Here is a 19,858-nt window from a genome sequence, read left to right on the forward strand (position 1 = left end):
GTCCGGCGGCCCCCTTTTCCGTGTCTACGGTGCAGGACGCTCGTCGAGCTCACCGGAACGCGGCCAGAACGACATCGCTCTCTCAGCGAGCGCGGTGATCGTGAGCGACGGATTCACCCCGGGATTCGCGGGAACCGCTGCGCCGTCCATGACGTGCAGCCCCGGGTGACCCCACACCCGGTGGAAGGGGTCGACGACACCGGTCTCGGGCGCCCCAGAGATCACCGCTCCGCCGAGGAAGTGGGCGGTGAGCGGAATCCCGAAGATCTCGGGCCAGGATCCGCGAGGCTCGGCGGCGACCCCGCCGTCCTTCTCGACACGCGCGGCGATCGCCGAAGCCGCGCGATGAGCCTGCGGAAGATGACTGGGGTTCGGTTCGCCGTGCCCCTGCGCGCTCGTCATGACCATCCGCCCGAATCTGCGCCGGAGCGACAGAGTGAGCGAATTGTCCAGGGTCTGCATCACGAGTGCGATGATGCCCCGTTCGCTCCAACGTCGGAGCGAGCCCAGGCGAAACTGACGGATCGGTGCGCGGACGACCTGGCCCAGCACACTCACGAGACGGCCTCCGAGACCTCGGTCGCCCGGCACCATCAGCGATGCGAGGGCCCCCATCAGGTTCGATCCCGGCCCGTACCGCACATTCTCGACGTGAGTGCTCTCGTCGATGTGGAACGAGGTCGTGATCGCGACACCGTGCGCGAGTTCGAGGGACGCTGGAACGGCGACGGCGACGGCACCGTCGAGAGCCTCGGAGTTGGTCCGCGTCAGGCGACCCACCGCATCGGAGACCCGTGGAAGGGCCCCGGACAGCTTCATCCGATGCAGCAGCTGTTGCGTGCCCCAGGTTCCCGCGGCGAGCACCACCTGACGCGCGCTCACGGTGCGACGGTCGCGCCGGAACCACGCTCCGCTGCGCTCCGTCGTCACGGCGAAGCCGCCGTCTGCCAGGGCGCGCACCTCGGTGACGGTGCGCAGCGCTTCGATGACGGCGCCTCTCCTCTCGGCCAGCGCCAGGTAGTTTTTCATGAGCGTGTTCTTCGCGCCGACGCGGCATCCGACCATGCAGTTGCCGCAGAGAGTGCATCCGGTGCGGTCCGGCCCCTCCCCACCGAAGAAGGGATCGGGCGTCCGAACTCCCGGCGCGCCGAACCAGACCCCGACCGGCGCGTGTCGAAATGTGCTTCCTACGCCGAGATCTTCGGCCGCTCCTGCCATGATGCGCTCGACGGGTCCGGAGTGCGGGTAGCGCTCGACCACACCGAGCATCCGCTTCGCCGTCGCATAGTGCGGCGCCAGCTCCGCCTCCCAGTCTGCGAGAGCGCCCCACTGCGGATCCGCGAAGAACGCTCCGCCGGGCTGGTACAGCGTATTGGCATAGTTCAGAGACCCTCCGCCCACGCCCGCCCCGGCGAGGACCATCACGTGCGGCAGGCGATGGATGCGCTGGATGCCGAAACAGCCGAGCCTCGGTGCCCACAGATAGCGGCGCACGTCCCAGCTGGTCTTCGCGAAGTCCTCGTCCTCGAAGCGTCGGCCCGCCTCGTACACGCGGACACGGTAGCCCTTCTCCACGAGCCGCAACGCAGCGACCGATCCGCCGAACCCCGAGCCGATGACGACGACGTCCTCGTCGAAGTCCTGGGCGTGGTGAGGAGAAGCCGACCTGTGGTTCACGGTGTCCCTCCGGCACCCGAGGGGACGAGGACGGTCAGCGCGGAGCGCCGGATTCCGATCGTGCACTCATCTTCGGCGATGCGCTCTCCGTCGGCGTAGACGACGAGTCCAGGCGCGCTCACTGTCACGGTACGAGCCTGGCGCCGCGTCACCTCCGGTCGAGCGAGATGCACTCCGCGCAGCAGGAGCGGGAACAGCCGCAGCAGGCGGAGCCGGGTCAGCGGCGCGACGTGCACGATGTCCAGCATCCCGTCGTCCGCGGCGGCGCCCACGCAGAGAGGCATGCCACCTCCGTAGCTCGGCGTATTGCCCACGGCGACGAGCGTTCCCGGCACGTGAACCGGCTCCGCGCCATCGAGGGAGACGGTGAAATCCATCGGCCGCAGTCGCACGAGCTCCACGACCAGCGCCAGGTAGTAGCGCAGCACGCCGCGCGGCCAGCGCAGACGATTGGTCCGATCGCTCACCTTCGCATCGAAGCCGAGGGCGGCGATCGTCAGGAACAGATCGACACGGCCGGCGGCGCGGACTTCGCCGACATCCATCGTGCGCGGGATACCCGTCAGAGCGAGCTCGGCCGCAGCGACCGCGTCGCGACGCGGCAGGCCCAGGGCTCGAGCGAGGTCGTTGCCCGTGCCCGCAGGCACCAGGACCACCGGAACCCCCGCAGCGCAGACCACGTCGAGGATGCCGGACAGCGTGCCGTCTCCGCCCACCACGACGAGCACCCCCGGGCGCGCGTCGAGCGCCCGAGTCGCCAGGAGCCGACTCGATGCTGCCGACTCTCCCGTGTACGCCCGCACGTCCGCTCCTCGGGATCGCAGGTGCGCCACGGCGACCTCGGTCTCTCGGGCACCACGACCTTTTCCTGCGAACGGGTTCGACAGCACCGCGATGTGCTCAGCCACGTCCGCGCGACCGATCCGACGAGATGACCGCTCCCGGGTTGAGGATCCACGTCGGATCGAGCTCCCGCTTGATGGCCGCGAGGATTCGCACCCCCGTGTCTCCGATCTCCTGCTCCAGCCAGGCGGCATGATCACGACCGACCGCATGGTGATGGCTGATGGTACCGCCCGCCGCGAGCAGCGCATCGTTCACCCGTCGCTTGATCTGCGTCCAGGTGTCGAGCGGTTCGGATCGGAGATTCGCGATCACCGTGAAATACAGCGAGGCTCCGGTGGGATAGACGTGCGAGACGTGGCACATCACGTACGACCGGGCGCCGGCATCCTCGAATCCTGCACGAAGAGCCGACGTGACCGCCGCTCTGAGGTGCAGCAGGTTCGACCAGGTGGTCGCCGTCTCGAGCGTCTCGCAGAACACTCCTGCGTCCAGCAGCGAGTCGCGCAGATACGGACCGTCGAAGCGCCCGGAGAGCCACCCCTCTGCGGCGCCCTCACCCGACGAGATCCCACCGGCCGCCGCCAGGATCGCCGATGTGCGCCCCCGACGCTCGGCGATGTCGTCTCCCTCATAGACGGTGACGAGGCTCGCGCCCTTCGCGAGGGCCCGCCCGATCCGACCGACCTGGGCGAGGCTGACCGCCGTCTCGGCTTCATCCGACAGACGCAGCACTGTCGGGCCGCCACCGTGCTGCGTCACGCGGCGCAGTCCCTCGACGCCCTGCGTGAAGTCCGCGAAGGTCCAGGCTTCGAAGAGGCGGTCACGCGGTACCGGATGAACGCGCACTCTCACTTCGGTGATGACGCCGAAGATGCCCTCCGACCCCAGGAAGACGCGGACGAGATCGGGCCCGGCTGAAGATCCCGGCGACCGTCCGAGCTCGATGTCGCCGGTCGGCGTCGCGACTCTCAGCCCGGTGACCATGGAGTCGAATCGCCCATGCCCTGCCGAGTTCTGACCTGACGAGCGTGCAGCGGCGAACCCTCCGATCGTGGCGTACCGGAAGCTCTGGGGGTAGTGACCGAGTTCGAACCCCCTGGCCGCGAGCAGAGCCTCAGCATCCGGCCCCGTCGTTCCGGCGGCGAGAATCGCTTCGCCGCTCGCCTCGTCGAAGTGGATGAGGCCCGAGAGCCGGCGCAGATCCAGGCTGACGACAGCGCGGTGCGTGCCGCGTTCGGGATCGAGAGCGCCCACCACGCTCGTCCCACCGCCGAACGGGATCACGGCTATCCTCCGGTCGACGCACGCCCGGAGCACCGCCGCGACCTCATCGTGGGTTCCCGGCAGCACCACCGCGTCAGGGGAAGTCTGCTGAGGTCTACGGCGCCGGAGAAGGTCCGGCGTCGAACGTCCCCCGGCATGGCGGATGCGCGTCTCGCTCGAGATGTCGATGTGCTCCGCGCCGACGACGGCGGCCAGTCCCTCGAGATCGTCCTCCTGGAGCGACGACGGCGCGAGCGCCACCTCGGCGAGTTCCACGGGCGTCGCGGGCCTGTGCACGCGACCGAGCAGCAACGGCAGCATCATCCGGACGGCGCGCGGCAGATCCGACGCCCTGGCGGGATCGCCCCAGCCGTTCCATCGCATCTCCGTCGTCACGGCAACCCTGCCGTTCTCTGAGCCCATGCGTTACAGTGTGACAGATCATGGAAGAACGTCAACTGGTGCTCGACGCGATGTCCGATCGCGCTCCGGAGTGGGATGCCACGCAGTCGCGCATCCTCGACGCCGCCGATGCGCTGATCGGTCGACGAGGCGTGAATGGCGTCACGATCGCAGAGCTCGCTCGGCGCGCGGGGCACAGCCGGCCGACGATCTACCGCAGCTGGAACGACGCCGACGATGTCGTCCGCTCAGCGCTCCTGCGCAGAGTCGCGGTGATCCTCGCGCAGTTCCCCACGCACGCGACCAGCCGACACGGACTCGTCGACGATGTTCTCCGCTTCTCCACCCTCTTCCGCGCCGACGACGTGTACGGACGGCTTCTCGCCGATGAACCGGAGGCGTTCACCCGCTACACGCTGCAGCGTGTGGGTTCGAGCCAGAGACTCATCCTGAGGTGGCTGGCGACCGCGATCGGTGCGGCGCAGCAGGGAGGATCGGTGAGGCACGGCGATCCCGACGAGGTTGCCGTCATGCTGCTGCTCATCGCGCAGTCGGCCGTGCTCTCGCACGGAACGGTGTCGGAGCTCCTCTCCGAGGAGTCTTGGGAGCGCGAGCTGCGAGCAGCCCTCGACGGGCTCCTGCGGCCATGACCGCGCACTCCCCCGACCTCAACGTCGCGCGTCGGGCCGCAGAGCTCTCCCTGGCCGCGGAGCAGACCGTCGACCTTCTGGTGATCGGCGGAGGCATCACGGGGGTCGGTGTCGCGCTCGACGCCGCCTCGCGGGGTCTGAGCGTCACTCTTCTCGAAGGCGAGGACCTCGCGTTCGGCACCAGCCGATTCAGCTCGAAACTGGTGCACGGTGGACTCCGTTATCTCGCCACCGGCGATGTGGCCACGGCGAAGGAGAGCGCATTCGAGCGTCACCTGCTGATGACCAGGATCGCGCCGCACCTCATTCGCTCTCTCCCGCAGCTGCTGCCCTTCACGACAGGGCTGACGGCCCGCCAGCGCGCAGCCGGCGCGGTCGGGATGGCCCTGGGTGATCTGCTGCGGATGCGAGCGGGCACGCCGCGCCGGTTCCTCCCCCCGCCGCGTCTCGTCTCGGCGCGTACGGCACAGCGGCTCTTCCCGTCGCTCGCCGGAGCTGGGCTGCGCGGAGGGATGCTCTCCTACGACGGGCAGCTGATCGACGACGCCCGCCTGGTCGTGACCGTCGCCAGGACAGCCGCCAGTCTGGGCGCCCGCGTCCTCACCCGCGTCCGAGCGCTCGAGCTGCGCGTCGACGGCGCGACCGCCGAAGACGTGCTGACGGGCGAGCGTCTGGACATGCGCGCCCGATCCGTCGTCAATGCCACCGGCGTCTGGGCCGGAAGCCTCGACGAGTCGATCACCGTGCGGCCCAGCCGCGGAACGCACATCGTGCTGGATGCCGCGGATCTCGGCGATCCGTCCTCGGCACTGACCATTCCGCATGAGGGGTCGATCAGCCGCTTTGTGTTCGCGCTGCCGCAGCAGCACGGCCGCGTGATCGTCGGACTCACTGACGAAGATGCGCCGGGCCCTGTTCCGCGGGTCCCCGAGCCGACCGAGGGCGAGATCGAGTTCCTGCTCGCGAACCTCAACCGAGTACTGACCGTCCCGATCACGCGCACGCAGGTCAGGGGATCGTTCGCGGGCCTGCGGCCGCTCGTCGACACCGGTGCGGCGTCGACGGCGGACATCTCCCGTCGGCATCTGGTCAGCGTGTCCGAGCGCGGCTTCGTCAACGTCCTCGGAGGCAAGCTGACCACCTACCGGCGGATGGCGGAGGATGCGGTCGACCTCGCCGTGGCATCGGCGGGGCTCGACGCCGGCGTCAGCCGCACGGCATCCCTCCGCCTCACCGACTCCGCGATGAGGGCCGAGGACAGCGGGGGCCGGGGGCACATCTCCCCAGCGACCATCGACTTCGCCGTCCGCGCGGAGGGCGCGATGACCGCCGACGACGTCCTCGATCGCCGCACCCGGCTCGGCCTCGTCGACGACGACCGGGAGCGGCAGAGGGCGTTCGTCGAATCCGAGGTCGCCGAGATCCTCGCCACGTTCTCCTGACGACGCCGCATCCGCGCGACCGCCGCCAACCGTATCCGCGTCACGGCACACCGGGTAACGAGCACGGAACAGCGAATGAACACCTTCGCCAGCGCCGCTCAGAGAGCGCTCCGAACGCGATCGAGGGGGCACAGTGGTGGCATGGACATGCTCCTCTCGATGTTGGGCGGCAAGGGAATGTCGGGGCTCTTCAAGACCGGCACGGCGATCCTCACGATCCTGCTGGTCGTGCCGGCGCTGCTGAAGATCTTCATCGTCACGGTCGATGAGGGGTGGGCTGCGATCCGCACCCGGAACGGCAAGCCGATCATCCGGAACCGCCCGCAACGGCGCCCCACCTCACGTGGCGGAGCGGTCGGCGAAGTCGTGGTCCTCGATCCGGGGTCGCATGGCGCGTTCCCCCTGTTCTACTGGTATCGACTGATCGATGTGCGCTGCAGGGCGACGGATCTGCCCGCGCGCGAGATGACCGGGGCGAGCGGCCATCAGCACCGGGTGCACGCGTCGTTCGAGTGGCGACCGATCCCGACCGGACGAGATCTCCGAGTGTTCGAACTCGACGTCGTGAACGTTAAAGAACGGGCCTCGAACATCGTGGGCGCCGCACTGCGCGACGTCATCCGCGGCCTCGAGGGCGCGGAGCTGCCCCACAACGACGAGATCAACACCCGCGTGATCGCGGCCAGCGCCGACGAGGTGCGTCGGGCATGCGGCGTCGAGCTGGTACGCGTCATGGTCACCGGTGACGCGCTCACCGACGGCTATCTGCTCTCGGCCGCGCTCCGGGACACCGATCGTGGGGCGCAGGCGGTCGCCGCACTCCACGCTCTCAACTGATCGCAGCGGTCGAACGGTCTGTGACCGTCATCCGCCGTCACGCGGTGGCGACGCCGGTCAGCGGCGTTCGTGCAGCGGCAGATCGACCGTCCCGCTCGTGCCCGCATCCCGAGCGACGGGGATCCGAGTCCCGAGCACCTGCGACACGACGTCCTGCGCGATCTTCGATGCGGTGAGACCGGCGTCGGCGAGGATCTGGTCCCTCGACGCGTGATCGATGAACTCGTCAGGAAGCCCCAGCTCGTCGACGGCGGTGTCGATGCCCGCCTCGCGAAGCACCTGCCGGACACGCGTGCCGATGCCGCCGACGCGGATGCCGTCTTCGATGGTGATGACCAGACGATGACGAGCTGCCATGCTCACGATCGAGGGCTGCACCGGGATGGCCCAGCGGGGATCGATCACCGTGGCGCCGATGCCCTGAGCGCGCAGACGCTCTGCGACGTCCATCGCGAGCGCGGCGAACGGGCCGATGCCGATGAGCAGGACATCCTCGGACTCGCCGCGGGCGAGCACATCGACGCCATCGTGCAGCCGCTCGATGGCCGGAAGATCCGCCGCGACGTCGCCCTTCGGGAAGCGGATGACGGTCGGCGCATCGTCGACGAGCACCGCCTCATCGAGGGCCTCCTGCAACCGGGCTCCGTCACGCGGCGCGGCGATGCGGATGTGCGGGACGATCTGCAGCATCGCGAGATCCCACATGCCGTGGTGGCTGGGACCGTCCGGGCCGGTGACGCCGGCGCGGTCGAGCACGAAGGTCACGCCCGCCCGATGCAGAGCGACGTCCATGAGCACCTGGTCGAAGGCGCGCCCCATGAAGGTGGCGTAGACCGCGACGACGGGGTGCAGACCTCCGAAGGCGAGACCTGCGGCCGACGCGACGGCGTGCTGCTCGGCGATGCCCACGTCGTACACGCGATCGGGGAAGCGCTCGGCGAACGGCGCGAGACCGGTCGGTCGCAGCATCGCTGCGGTCATCGCGATGACATCGCTTCGACGCTCTCCGATGGCGACGAGCGACTCGGAGAACACGTCGGACCAGCCCGTTCCGCTGGAAGAGAGTGTCTCGCCGGTCGCGGGGTCGATGCGTCCGACCGCATGGAACTGGTCGGCCTCATCGTCGCGAGCAGGCTGGTAGCCGCGGCCCTTCTCGGTGATCGTGTGCACGATCACCGGCGCACCGTACGATTTGGCCAGCTCGAGCGTCTCGAGCAGGGCGGGGAGATCGTGCCCGTCGACCGGGCCGAGGTACTTGATGTCGAGGTTCGAGTACAGCGCCTCGTTGTTCGTGAACCGCGAGAGGAAGCCGTGGGTGCCGCCGCGCACCCCGCGGAACACCGCGCGGCCGACCGGACCGAACGCACGGAAGAGTCGGTCCGACTTGTGGTGCAGCTCCTTGTACGCAGCCGCGGTGCGCACCCGGTTGAGGAACCGGGACATGCCGCCGATGGTCGGCGCGTAGGAACGACCGTTGTCATTCACGACGATCACGAGGTTGCGATCGTTGTCGTCGGAGATGTTGTTGAGCGCCTCCCACGTCATGCCGCCCGTGAGTGCTCCATCGCCGACGACGGCCACGACGTGACGGTCGGCTCGCCCCGTGGCGGTCAGCGCGCGCGACACACCGTCGGCCCAGCTGAGCGAGCTCGACGCGTGCGAGGACTCGACCACGTCGTGAGAGCTCTCGCCGCGCTGGGGATACCCGGCGAGTCCACCGCGCACTCGCAGAGACGAGAAGTCCTGGCGACCGGTGAGGAGCTTGTGCACGTAGGACTGGTGCCCCGTGTCGAAGATGAAGGGGTCGTCGGGCGACGAGAAGACGCGGTGCAGAGCGATCGTGAGCTCGACGACACCGAGGTTGGGGCCGAGATGCCCGCCGGTGCGCGACACGTTCTCGACGAGGAACTCGCGGATCTCACCGGCGAGTTCGATCAGCTGATCCTCTGACAGGGAGTCGAGGTCACGGGGTCCTGAGATGCTCGGAAGAATGGGCATCTGCACCTCCTCTTAGGCACCGTTCGCGGCGCCGATTCCGGTACGGACGCCTGCTCGATCCTACCCCGGGCACCCGGGAAAGCTCGGAGAGCGACTCCCCCTTGACACCGCCCCCGGGACGCGGAAAGGGCCCGGTTCCGAAGAACCGAGCCCTTTCCGATCGTGCGATCAGACCAGCGAACGCAGCACGTACTGCAGGATGCCGCCGTTGCGGTAGTAATCCGCCTCACCGGGGGTGTCGATGCGGACGACCGCGTCGAACTCGACGACCTGCTTGCCCTCGGGCGAGTTCTCGCTCGGCGTGGCCGTGACGCGAACCGTCTTCGGGGTCACGCCGTTGTTGAGCTCCTCGAGACCGGAGATCGAGACGATCTCGGTGCCGTCGAGACCCAGTGACTCCCAGCTCTCACCGGCCGGGAACTGCAGCGGGACGACGCCCATTCCGATCAGGTTCGAGCGGTGGATGCGCTCGAAGCTCTCGGTGATGACCGCCTTGACGCCGAGGAGGCTCGTGCCCTTCGCCGCCCAGTCGCGCGACGATCCCGAACCGTACTCCTTGCCACCGAAGATGACGAGGGGCGTGCCCTGCTCGTGGTAGTTCATGCTCGCGTCGTAGATGTACGACTGCGGTCCACCGGGCTGCGTGAAGTCGCGGGTGTAGCCACCCTCGACGACCTGGCCGTCGTTGACAGCCGAGACCATCAGGTTCTTCAGGCGGATGTTCGCGAACGTGCCGCGGATCATGACCTCGTGGTTGCCGCGACGCGATCCGAAGGAGTTGAAGTCCTTGCGGTCGACCCCGTGCTCCATGAGGTACTGCGCCGCGGGGGTGCCGGGCTTGATGTTGCCGGCGGGCGAGATGTGGTCGGTCGTGACCGAGTCGCCCAGAGTCGCCATGACGCGGGCGCCCTCGATGTCGCGCACCGGGGTGAGCTCCATCGTCATGCCGTCGAAGTACGGAGCCTTGCGCACGTACGTCGAGTTCTCGTCCCACTGGAAGATGTCGTCGTCCGGGGTGGGCAGGCTGCGCCAGCGCTCGTCACCGTCGAAGACGGTCGCGTACTGCTTGATGAACTGCTCACGCGAGATCGAGGAATCGACGATCTCCTGCACCTCGTCGGGCGTCGGCCAGATGTCCTTGAGGAACACGTCGTTGCCGTCGGATCCCTTGCCGAGCGCATCGTTCTCGAAGTCGAAGTGCATCGACCCCGCGAGGGCGTAGGCGATGACGAGCGGCGGGCTCGCGAGGTAGTTCATCTTCACGTCGGGGCTGATGCGGCCCTCGAAGTTGCGGTTGCCCGAGAGCACGGCGGTCACGGCGAGGTCGTGATCGTTGATGGCCGCGGAGACCTCTTCGATCAGCGGACCCGAGTTTCCGATGCAGATGGTGCAGCCGTAGCCGACGGTGTAGAAGCCGAGGCCCTCGAGGTCCTTGTCGAGTCCGGACTTCTCGTAGTAGTCGGTGACGACCTTCGAGCCGGGGCCGAGGGTGGTCTTGACCCAGGGCTTCTGCTTCAGGCCCTTCTCGAGCGCCTTGCGGGCGACGAGACCTGCGGCGATCATCACCGAGGGGTTCGAGGTGTTGGTGCACGAGGTGATCGCCGCGAGGGTCACTGCACCGTTGTCGAGGATGTACTTCTCACCCGACGGAGTGGTGACCGGCACGGGCTTCGACGCGTTCGCCGGTGCGCCGCTGTTGATGTGCACGGGCCGGGTGGTGCGCGGCTCCTCTTCACCGGGCGCGTTGCCCGGGTCGGAGGCGGGGAACGAGTGCTTCGACTCGAGGTCGACGACGTCGTCCGAGGTCGACGGTGCGGCGTAGGCCAGGATGTCCTGCTCGAACTGCGACTTCGCCTCGGAGAGGAGGATGCGGTCCTGCGGGCGCTTCGGGCCGGCGATCGACGGCACCACAGTGCCGAGGTCGAGCTCGAGGTACTCGCTGAAGACGGGCTCCTGCGATGCGTCGTGCCAGAGCTTCTGGGTCTTCGCGTACGCCTCGACCAGCGCGACGGCCTCGTCGCTGCGGCCGGTCAGACGCAGGTAGTCGAGGGTCACGTCGTCGATCGGGAAGATCGCCGCCGTCGAACCGAACTCGGGCGACATGTTGCCGATCGTCGCGCGGTTGGCCAGCGGCACGGATGCCACGCCCTCACCGTAGAACTCGACGAACTTGCCGACGACTCCGTGCTTGCGCAGCAGGTCGGTGATCGTCAGCACGACGTCCGTGGCCGTGACGCCGGCCGGGATCTCGCCCGAGAGCTTGAAGCCGACGACGCGCGGGATGAGCATCGACACGGGCTGGCCGAGCATCGCGGCCTCGGCCTCGATGCCGCCGACGCCCCACCCGAGCACACCCAGGCCGTTGACCATCGTGGTGTGCGAGTCGGTGCCGACGCAGGTGTCGGGGTAGGCGCGCAGCACTCCGTCGACGTCACGGTCGTAGATGACCTTGGCCAGGTGCTCGATGTTCACCTGGTGCACGATGCCGGTTCCGGGGGGAACGACCTTGAAGTCGCTGAATGCCGTCTGGCCCCAGCGAAGGAACTGGTACCGCTCACCGTTGCGCTCGTACTCGATCTCGACGTTGCGCTCGAGGGCGTTCTCGGAACCGAAGAGGTCGGCGATCACCGAGTGGTCGATGACCATCTCGGCGGGCGAGAGCGGGTTGATCTTGTTCGCGTCGCCACCCAGCGCCGTGACGGCCTCGCGCATGGTGGCGAGGTCGACGATGCAGGGAACACCGGTGAAGTCCTGCATGACCACACGGGCCGGCGTGAACTGGATCTCGGTGCTCGGCTCAGCCGCGGCATCCCACGAACCCAGTGCTTCGATCTGCGCCTTGGTCACATTCGCGCCGTCCTCGGTGCGAAGCAGGTTCTCGAGGAGGACCTTCAGACTGAAAGGGAGCTTGTCGAAACCGGGCACCGTGTCGATGCGGAAGATCTCGTAGTCGGTGCTGCCGACCGTCAGGGTGCTCTTGGCACCGAAGCTGTTCACCGTGGACACGAATCCGTCTCCTTCTATTCGGATGGGAGCGACAGGCGCCTCCATCTTGCTCGCCAGCGAGCCCCTGCGGCTAGCAAGGCAGACCTAACCAGTCTGCTCCGCTCAGCCCTCAGGCGAAAGCCTGCAATTTATCTTGATGTCAAGATAAATCTATCACGGCTGAGCGGCCTTGTCGGCATCGGCGCCGCGCGGATACAGCGCGCGCACGACGAGCCAGGTGACGGCGATCAGCGGCGCGAACAGCGGCAGGCCCATGATCAGCTTCAGCGTGCCGAGCGCGGTGACGTCTCCGGCGAGGTACAGCGGCAACTGCACTGCGAGACGTGCGAAGAACAGAGCGGCCCAGGCCACGCCGAGCCACAGGAAGGCACGACGCTTGCGACGGTCGCGCCGCCATGCGGTGCCCTCCCCCATCAGAAAACCGACCGCGAGACCGATCAGCGACCAGCCGATCAGCGCCGACACCAGCATGCCGGTGCCATAGAGGGCGTTGGTGATGAGACCGGGGACGAAGTTGTCTTCGCCGCGGCCCGTCCACAGCGCGAGCGCAGCCGCGGCTGCGGCGGCCACGAGACCGCCGATGGCCGCAGACGGGGGTGACTTCTGGATCAGCCGCACGACGGTGAACACCGCGGCGAGCCCGACCGACACGCCCAGAGGAACGATCAGCGGCTCGGGGCGGATGGTGAAGAGGATGACGAACGCGAGGCTCGGAAGGACGGACTCGAGGATGCCGCGCCATCCGCCGATCGCGGACCACACCACACGGTGCGTCGCGCCGCTCTCGTTCGGGTCGAGACCCGCTCGGCGAGCGGCGCCGCCGAGAGCCGCGCCGACGATGTCCGACGCGCTCTGCTCGCGCTCGGGCTCCGGGGCCGGGGTGGTCACGCGGAGCCGGGAGTCGCGGGCATCTTCAGCGGGATCAGGTCGCGCGGCGGCATCGGAGCGCCACCGCGCACGACGACGATCGACCGGAAGAGATCCTCGACCTTGGCGGCCGCTTCGAGATCGGATGCCGCGGCTCCGCCGATGACCCCACGAAGGAACCAGCGGGGCCCGTCGATGCCGATGAAGCGCGCGAGGCGCAGCTCGGATCCTTCGTTGGCCGCCGCGGGAACCTCGGCGAGGAGCTCCTTGCCGAGGGGACCGTCGCGCTCCTCGACCCGGCCGCCCTGGGTGCGCACCTGATCACGCAGCTGCACCCGGGTCTCGTCCCAGAGGCCGCCCGAGCGCGGTGCCGCGAAAGGCTGCACCTGCAGGGACGAATCGGCGTAGTCGAGCCCGACGGCCACGATGCGCTTGGACTGCTCTTCGACCTCGAGCCGAAGGTTGAGGCCCTCGCGCGGAAGGATCTTGATGCCGCCGAGATCGATGTAGGGCCGGACGGGGTTCGCCTCGGAGTCGTCGAACGGGCCCTGTGTCGCCCGGTCGTCCGGTGCGGACTTCGAAGGAGTCGCGTTGTTGTCAGTCATTGGTCTGTCCTGCCGAAGGGGAATGGGATCCTGCCTGGTAGCCCGTCGAGCCGAAGCCACCCTCGCCGCGGACGCTCTCTGGCAGCTCCTCGACCGGAATGAACACGGCTCGGGTCACGGGCATCACGATCAGTTGCGCGATGCGATCGCCGACGGCGACATCGTACGCGCTGTGGATGTCGGTGTTGATCAGGCTCACCTTGATCTCACCGCGATAGCCGGCATCCACCGTGCCGGGCGAGTTGACGATCGAGATCCCATGCTTGGCCGCGAGCCCGCTGCGCGGCACCACGAATGCGGCGTATCCCTCGGGCAGGGCGATGCGCACTCCGGTGGCCACGAGCGCCCGCTCGCCGGGTGCCAGGTGGACGGCCTCGGCGGCGACGAGATCGGCGCCCGCATCACCGGGGTGGGCGTAGCCGGGCACCACAGAGGCGATAATGGGGACATCAACGGAATCAGTCACCCCACGAGGCTAATGCAGAACATCGCTCCTGACGCGCGGATCCACTACCGCGAGAGACTGTCCCCCAGCCTGTGGCTGCTGGTGACGGTCGCTCTGGCGGGCCCCATGGTGGCGCTCATCTTCGTGCCCGTCGGCTCGACCATCGCCCTGGTCGTCGGCGCAGCGGTCTCGGCTCTCCTCGTGATCGCCTTCCTCGCACTCGCCCCGCCCGTCGCGGTCGACGGCGATGTGCTGCGGGCCGGTCGAGCGCACATCGACGTCCGACACCTCGGCACACCACAGGCGCTGAACGGCGAAGAGGCGCGCCAGGCTCGAGGACCGGGGCTTCCGGCGCGAGGCTGGCATCTGATCCGGGGCGGGGTAGACGGCATCGTCGTCGTTCCGAACATCGACCCCGACGATCCCGTCGACACCTGGACCATCTCGTCGCGCACGCCCGATCGGCTGGCCGCCGCGATCGTCGCCGCCCAGCGCTGACCACGCCGCCCGCCGGAGCCCGCTGCGGGATCGATCACGCCGCTCAACGCCGGAAAGACGACGCGCCCCTGACCAAGAGGTCGGGGGCGCGTGAGATCTCGCTCTATGGTGCGCTCAGGCGGCGCACTCCTTGCAGATGGGGCCGGATGCGCCCTCGTGGTCGAGCTGAGAACGGTGCTTCACGAGGAAGCAGTTCATGCAGGTGAACTCGTCCTGCTGCGCGGGCAGCACGACGACATCGAGCTCGAGGTCGGAGAGATCCGCTCCCGGGAGGTCGAAGCTGGACGGGTTGTCCGCGTCTTCGTCTCCCGATGAGCCGGAGAGCTTGTCCGGCACACGCTCCTTGAGGGCTTCGATCGACTCGGAGTCGTCTTCACTCTTGCGGGGAGCGTCGTAGTCGGTTGCCATGTGGTAAATCTCCACTTTCATGCGAGTGGGTGGTGCGCCGTCGGGGTAATCGGCGGCCATAGTTTGCATGACCGCGGAGGAATAAGCAAATGCCCGCGGCTGCGACAGACCAAACTCACGGCACGCCCAGACTATTCCCGGTTCTGAGCGGCCCCGCGTGACACCATGAACGCACACCCATCAGAGGGGCATTCGCATGGAAAACGTCACCATCGTCGGCACAGAAGCAGGACTGCTCGTACTCGCGACCGAGTCGGGCGAGCGGTTCGCGCTGCCCATCGACGACGTCCTGCACCGAGAGATCCGTCGGGCGACGCGACAGAGCGAGCCGGCTGCTCAGCGTCTCGCGGCGAGCCCGCGCGACATCCAGGCTCAGATCCGCGCCGGCCTCACGGCGCCCGAGGTCGCGGCCCTCCTCGGCATCGGCGTCGACGACGTCATCCGCTTCGAAGGACCCGTTCTCGCCGAGCGCGAGCACGTCATCGGCCAGGCGCTCGCCGTACCCGTCCTGATCGGCAGCGATGTCGAGCCCGACGCTCAGCCGACTTTCGGCACCGCGATCCGAGCCAAGCTGTCAGAGGTCGAGGCCTCTGCCGAGCGCTGGGCGAGCTGGAAGGACGAGACCGGCTGGATCATCAAGCTCGAGTTCACCGCCAACGAGGTCGAGCACGACGCTCGCTGGAGCTTCGACCCCCGCCGCAGCGCCCTCGCACCGCTCAACGCCGACGCGACCCAGCTGTCTCGCCAGGGCTCACTGCCCGACGGACTCATCCCGCGACTGCGCGCCGTCGAGGCCGAGCGGCAGGCATCGCCCTACAAGGACGACAGCCGTTTCGACTCCGGCGCATTCGGGCCACGTCTGCTCCCGGCGCCCGAAGCCGAGGTCGACGACAGCATCGCCCCCGAACGCTCGATGGCAGCGGCGCAGGATGCCGCGATCAAGCGCGCGCCGGAGTCCGCGACGACGAGCCCCGAGACCGCCGACCTGCTCGAGGCGTTGCGACGCCGGCGCGGTCAGCGCGAGACCGCACCGATCCTCGACGAGCCAGACGAGGAGAACACGGACCAGAGTCCGATCGCACTGTTCGACGCCTTCGAGAGCGTTCCTGCGGAGAGTGACGAGCCGGAGCCCGCACCGGAGCCCGCGAACGAGGGCAACGGTCGCCGTCGACGCCGAAACGCGATGCCGTCGTGGGACGAGATCGTCTTCGGGGCACGCACCGACGAGTAGACCGGCACCCGGCACGAGTGCGAGGACTCAGCGCGCGAAGGCTCCGAACCTGAGCAGCGGAACCTGACGCTCTTCCGGAGTCAGTCCCCCGTGCTGCCCGATCATTCCACGGCCGCGCTGGTCTGCAGCCGTGCCGTCGTAGACGGCACCGTTGCCCCGGGCCACGACGAGGACATCGCCGATCCGCGACGACGCCGCCTCGGTCACCTCCGGGCCGAACAACCCCGCCGCGATCGCCTGATCCCGGGTTCCGACATCAGCGACGCCGTCGAGGTCACGAAACCACCGCTCGGCGACCGCAGATGCGTCGGCATCCGGTTCGACATAGACGTGCAGCATCCGCGGTTCCCCACCGAGATGGCGAACTCCCTCGAGATGCTCTGCCTCGAGAACGATCTGCCGGTGCGCCGGCACGTCGAGCATGCCGTGGTCCGACGTCACGAGCACACCGATACCCGGCGGCACACGTCGTGAGAGCGCGGCGTCGATCTCCTCGAGCGCGGCGATCCAGTGCACGGAGTCGAGGCCGTATCTGTGCCCCGCCTTATCGGCCTCGGGCAGGTAGCAGTAGACGAGCGAGCCCGGGTGGCGCTCCGCGAGGTCGTATGCGGCCTCCACTCGCTCGGCGGGTGTCTGGGCGGCGACGAAGTCGGCACCGCGCAGCGTCGCACGGGTGAACCCGCTCCCCGCGTACGCCGCGACGCCGACGGCGAAGGTCAGACGACCCTCTGACCTGGCGCGCTCGAAGACCGTCGGAGCCGCCTGCCACGTCGCCGGATCGAGACCTTCCGATTCCCAGCCCGTGAGCTGGTTGACCAGCACGTCCCTGTCGGGATCGAGGACCCGGTAGCCGACCAGTCCATGCTGGCCGGGCCATGTGCCCGTGAGGATGCTGGTGAGAGCCGCCGCGGTGGTCGACGGGAAGACCGAATGGGCGACATCCTTCTTCGCCATGCCGGCGGTGAGCGCTCTGGCGTGGCCGGCATGGGCGCGCAGACTGATGGCGCCGAGGCCGTCGATGAGCACGAGGACGACGGACTCGGCCCGCGGCAGGGTCGCGGACTCACCGCGCAGAGCGGCGAACACGTCGTCCGCCACCCCGACGACGCTCCGGGCTGCCGGCGACTCGGACGGTAGAATGAGGGACATCCGAGCCAGTCTGACACAGGCTCCCGTACGCCCTCAGCCTCGCACCATTCAGGATGCCCATGCCGAAGACCCCGCCTGCCGAGCTCGCCCCTGAGCGTATCCAGGACATCGATCTCGAGACAGAGATGCAGGGTTCCTTCCTCGAGTACGCCTACTCGGTGATCTACTCGCGGGCTCTGCCCGACGCTCGCGACGGCCTGAAGCCCGTGCAGCGACGAATCCTGTATCAGATGGCCGAGATGGGCCTCCGTCCCGACCGCGGTCACGTCAAGAGCGCCCGCGTCGTGGGCGAGGTCATGGGAAAGCTGCACCCGCACGGCGACTCGGCGATCTACGACGCCCTCGTGCGCCTCGCCCAGGAGTGGGCGCTGCGCGTGCCGCTGGTCGACGGACACGGCAACTTCGGCTCGCTCGACGACGGTCCCGCGGCTGCGCGCTACACCGAGGCGCGTCTCGCCTCCCCCGCGATGGCGCTCACCGAGAACCTCGACGAGGACGTCGTCGATTTCATCCCGAACTACGACGGCCAGTTCCAGCAGCCGTCCGTGCTGCCCGCAGCTTTCCCGAACCTGCTCGTCAACGGAGCGAGCGGTATCGCCGTCGGCATGGCGACCAACATGGCACCGCACAACCTGATCGAGGTCGTCGCCGCCGCCACCCACCTGCTCGAGAATCCCGACGCGACGACCGAAGAGCTCATGGAGTTCGTCCCCGGACCGGACTTCCCCTCGGGCGGCATCCTGATGGGTCTCGACGGAGTCAAGGACGCATACGCGACCGGACGCGGCGCATTGAAGGTGCGCGGCAAGGTGTCGGTCGAGCCACTCGGCCCGCGGCGCACCGGCATCGTCGTATCCGAGCTGCCGTACATGGTCGGGCCGGAGCGACTGATCGAGAAGATCCGTGACGCCGTCCAGTCGAAGAAGCTGCAGGGCATCAGCGACGTGACCGACCTCACCGACCGCAACCACGGCCTGCGCGTCGCAATCGGCATCAAGACCGGGTTCGACCCCAACGCCGTCCTCGAGCAGCTCTACCGACTCACGCCTCTCGAGGATTCCTTCAGCATCAACAATGTGGCTCTGGTCGACGGCCAGCCGCGCACCCTCGGGCTCAAGGAGATGCTGCGGGTCTATGTCGCGCACCGGCTCGAGGTCATCACGCGCCGCAGCCGCTATCGCCTCGCTCGCCGCGAAGAGCGTCTGCACCTCGTCGAGGGGCTCCTGATCGCGATCCTCGACATCGACGAGGTCATCCAGGTCATCCGCTCCTCCGACGACTCCGAGCAGGCGCGCGCACGACTGCGGTCCGTCTTCGACCTCAGCGAACTGCAGGCGGAGTACATCCTCGAGCTGCGCCTGCGGCGTCTGACGAAGTTCTCGCGCATCGAGCTCGAGACCGAGCGCGACGCGCTGCTCGCCGAGATCGCCAGACTCCGCGATCTCCTGTCGAGCGAGGCCCTGCTGCGCGCAGTGGTCGCACAGGAGTTGGATGCCGCAGCCGAGGCCTACGGCACTCCTCGCCGTACGCTCCTGATGAACGCCGCGCCCCCGAAGCCGCGCGCGACGAAGGGGGCCGTCGACCTGCAGATCGCCGATGCTCCCACCGTGCTCGTGCTGTCGACGACCGGACGCGCCGTGCGCGTGGACCTCGCCGAGGGGCAGGAGCTCACGCTGCCGGCCCGACGGAGCAAGCACGACGCGATCCTGACCACCGTCGACACGACGGTGCGCGCGGAGATCGGTGCACTGACGACGGAAGGGCGCGTGCTGCGCTTCTCCCCCGTCGATCTGCCGTCGGTACCGTCGTCTTCCGTGCAGCTCGCGGCAGGCGCGCCGCTGCGCGACTACCTCGGGATCACCACCCGCGGAGAGCGGATCCTCGCGTTCGTGCGCTTCGACAGCGACGTCCCGATCGCCCTGGGCACGGCCCAGGGCACAGTCAAGCGGATCGTTCCCTCCACGCTCCCCGTGCGTCCCGACCTCGAGGTCATCGGCATGAAGCCCGGCGACACGGTCGTGGGTGCTGTCGAGGCTCAGGATGACGCAGACCTCGTGTTCGTGACCACGGATGCCCAGCTGCTGCGCTTCTCGGCCTCAGCCGTGCGCCCGCAGGGAGCACCGGCCGGCGGTATGGCGGGCATGAAGCTGGGGGCCGGCGCGTCCGTGCTGTTCTTCGGCGCTGTCACTCCGGATGCCGATGCCGTCGTCGCCACGGTCTCCGGTTCCGACAGCAGCCTGCCCGGTACCGAACCGGGACGTGCCAAGGTGACCTCGTTCGCGGAGTATCCCTCGAAGGGCCGAGCGACCGGCGGAGTCCGTGCCCACGCCTTCCTGAAGGGCGAGGACCGCCTCATGGTCGCCTGGGTCGGGCCGAGCCCGGCGCAGGCCGTCGATCCGACGGGTGCGGTGCGCAAGCTCCCCGAACCCGGCGCACGACGCGACGCATCGGGTCAGCCGGTGGACGGCGTGATCGGGAGCATCGGCCGCACTCTGGTCTGAGCGCTGTTCCACGCCGCTTGCCGAGCGCCCACC

Annotated in this window: 16 protein-coding genes; 6 read left to right on the forward strand and 10 right to left on the reverse strand. The window is 68.5% G+C overall.

All coding sequences use genetic code 11. From position 1 onward, the window contains the following. Positions 1-24 precede the first annotated feature (24 nt). From BEP68_RS07960 to BEP68_RS07970, 3 genes are read right to left on the reverse strand one after another with little or no spacing between them, the layout of a single operon-like run. Positions 25-1,677, reverse strand: coding sequence for a GMC oxidoreductase (locus BEP68_RS07960; RefSeq protein WP_187249675.1), 1,653 nt, complete (start codon positions 1,675-1,677; stop codon positions 25-27). Continuing rightward, on the reverse strand, positions 1,674-2,585 hold the full coding sequence (locus BEP68_RS07965) for a YegS/Rv2252/BmrU family lipid kinase (RefSeq protein ID WP_187249676.1): 912 nt from the start codon (positions 2,583-2,585) through the stop codon (positions 1,674-1,676). Before BEP68_RS07965 ends, BEP68_RS07960 begins: the two co-directional genes overlap by 4 nt. Beyond that, the gene (locus BEP68_RS07970; RefSeq protein WP_261987775.1) at positions 2,578-4,209 is read right to left on the reverse strand and encodes an FAD-binding oxidoreductase; all 1,632 of its coding nucleotides are present in this window, start codon (positions 4,207-4,209) and stop codon (positions 2,578-2,580) included. The genes BEP68_RS07965 and BEP68_RS07970 overlap by 8 nt, the downstream gene beginning before the upstream one ends. Positions 4,210-4,229: 20 nt before the next feature. Between BEP68_RS07970 and BEP68_RS07975 the strand changes: the two genes are divergently transcribed. From BEP68_RS07975 to BEP68_RS07985, 3 genes are all read left to right on the forward strand, one after another. Beyond that, positions 4,230-4,838: a TetR/AcrR family transcriptional regulator gene (locus BEP68_RS07975; protein WP_261987776.1), complete on the forward strand. Its 609-nt coding sequence runs from the start codon at positions 4,230-4,232 to the stop codon at positions 4,836-4,838. Continuing rightward, the gene (locus BEP68_RS07980; protein ID WP_187249677.1) at positions 4,835-6,280 is read left to right on the forward strand and encodes a glycerol-3-phosphate dehydrogenase/oxidase; all 1,446 of its coding nucleotides are present in this window, start codon (positions 4,835-4,837) and stop codon (positions 6,278-6,280) included. The genes BEP68_RS07975 and BEP68_RS07980 overlap by 4 nt, the downstream gene beginning before the upstream one ends. Positions 6,281-6,421: 141 nt before the next feature. After that, the gene (locus BEP68_RS07985; protein ID WP_053096235.1) at positions 6,422-7,117 is read left to right on the forward strand and encodes an SPFH domain-containing protein; all 696 of its coding nucleotides are present in this window, start codon (positions 6,422-6,424) and stop codon (positions 7,115-7,117) included. Between the two features lie 57 nt (positions 7,118-7,174). Here the strand turns inward: BEP68_RS07985 and dxs are convergent, their stop codons facing one another. The 5 genes from dxs to dut all read right to left on the reverse strand — a co-directional run bounded on the left by dxs (position 7,175) and on the right by dut (position 14,059). After that, the gene (gene dxs / locus BEP68_RS07990) at positions 7,175-9,115 is read right to left on the reverse strand and encodes a 1-deoxy-D-xylulose-5-phosphate synthase (RefSeq protein WP_187249678.1); all 1,941 of its coding nucleotides are present in this window, start codon (positions 9,113-9,115) and stop codon (positions 7,175-7,177) included. A gap of 168 nt (positions 9,116-9,283) precedes the next feature. Further along, on the reverse strand, positions 9,284-12,166 hold the full coding sequence (locus BEP68_RS07995; RefSeq protein ID WP_187249679.1) for an aconitate hydratase: 2,883 nt from the start codon (positions 12,164-12,166) through the stop codon (positions 9,284-9,286). 108 nt (positions 12,167-12,274) lie between these two features. After that, positions 12,275-13,009, reverse strand: a complete 735-nt coding sequence (locus BEP68_RS08000) for a DUF3159 domain-containing protein (RefSeq protein WP_056278805.1) — start codon at positions 13,007-13,009, stop codon at positions 12,275-12,277. Next, positions 13,006-13,593: a DUF3710 domain-containing protein gene (locus BEP68_RS08005; RefSeq protein ID WP_056278806.1), complete on the reverse strand. Its 588-nt coding sequence runs from the start codon at positions 13,591-13,593 to the stop codon at positions 13,006-13,008. The genes BEP68_RS08000 and BEP68_RS08005 overlap by 4 nt, the downstream gene beginning before the upstream one ends. Further along, the gene (gene dut / locus BEP68_RS08010; protein WP_056278807.1) at positions 13,586-14,059 is read right to left on the reverse strand and encodes a dUTP diphosphatase; all 474 of its coding nucleotides are present in this window, start codon (positions 14,057-14,059) and stop codon (positions 13,586-13,588) included. The genes BEP68_RS08005 and dut overlap by 8 nt, the downstream gene beginning before the upstream one ends. A 12-nt stretch (positions 14,060-14,071) precedes the next feature. Between dut and BEP68_RS08015 the strand changes: the two genes are divergently transcribed. Further along, entirely contained in the window at positions 14,072-14,536 is a 465-nt protein-coding gene (locus BEP68_RS08015) for a DUF3093 domain-containing protein (protein ID WP_187249680.1), read from the forward strand. Between the two features lie 114 nt (positions 14,537-14,650). Here the strand turns inward: BEP68_RS08015 and BEP68_RS08020 are convergent, their stop codons facing one another. Next, positions 14,651-14,944 (reverse strand): DUF4193 domain-containing protein, encoded by a 294-nt coding sequence (locus BEP68_RS08020; protein WP_042540214.1) that lies wholly within the window; start codon positions 14,942-14,944, stop codon positions 14,651-14,653. 196 nt (positions 14,945-15,140) lie between these two features. Between BEP68_RS08020 and sepH the strand changes: the two genes are divergently transcribed. Continuing rightward, positions 15,141-16,175, forward strand: a complete 1,035-nt coding sequence (sepH, locus tag BEP68_RS08025) for a septation protein SepH (protein ID WP_187249681.1) — start codon at positions 15,141-15,143, stop codon at positions 16,173-16,175. A 27-nt stretch (positions 16,176-16,202) separates the two neighbouring features. Here the strand turns inward: sepH and BEP68_RS08030 are convergent, their stop codons facing one another. Next, positions 16,203-17,324, reverse strand: coding sequence for an alkaline phosphatase family protein (locus BEP68_RS08030; RefSeq protein ID WP_187249682.1), 1,122 nt, complete (start codon positions 17,322-17,324; stop codon positions 16,203-16,205). A gap of 59 nt (positions 17,325-17,383) precedes the next feature. Here BEP68_RS08030 and BEP68_RS08035 point away from each other — a divergent pair, with 59 nt between their 5' ends. After that, a complete protein-coding gene (locus tag BEP68_RS08035; protein ID WP_082297818.1) occupies positions 17,384-19,825 on the forward strand; it encodes a DNA topoisomerase (ATP-hydrolyzing) subunit A in 2,442 nt (813 codons plus the stop codon). The last annotated feature ends 33 nt before the right edge of the window (positions 19,826-19,858 follow it).

Source organism: Microbacterium sp. 4-7 (genome assembly GCF_014332665.1).
Lineage (GTDB): Bacteria > Actinomycetota > Actinomycetes > Actinomycetales > Microbacteriaceae > Microbacterium.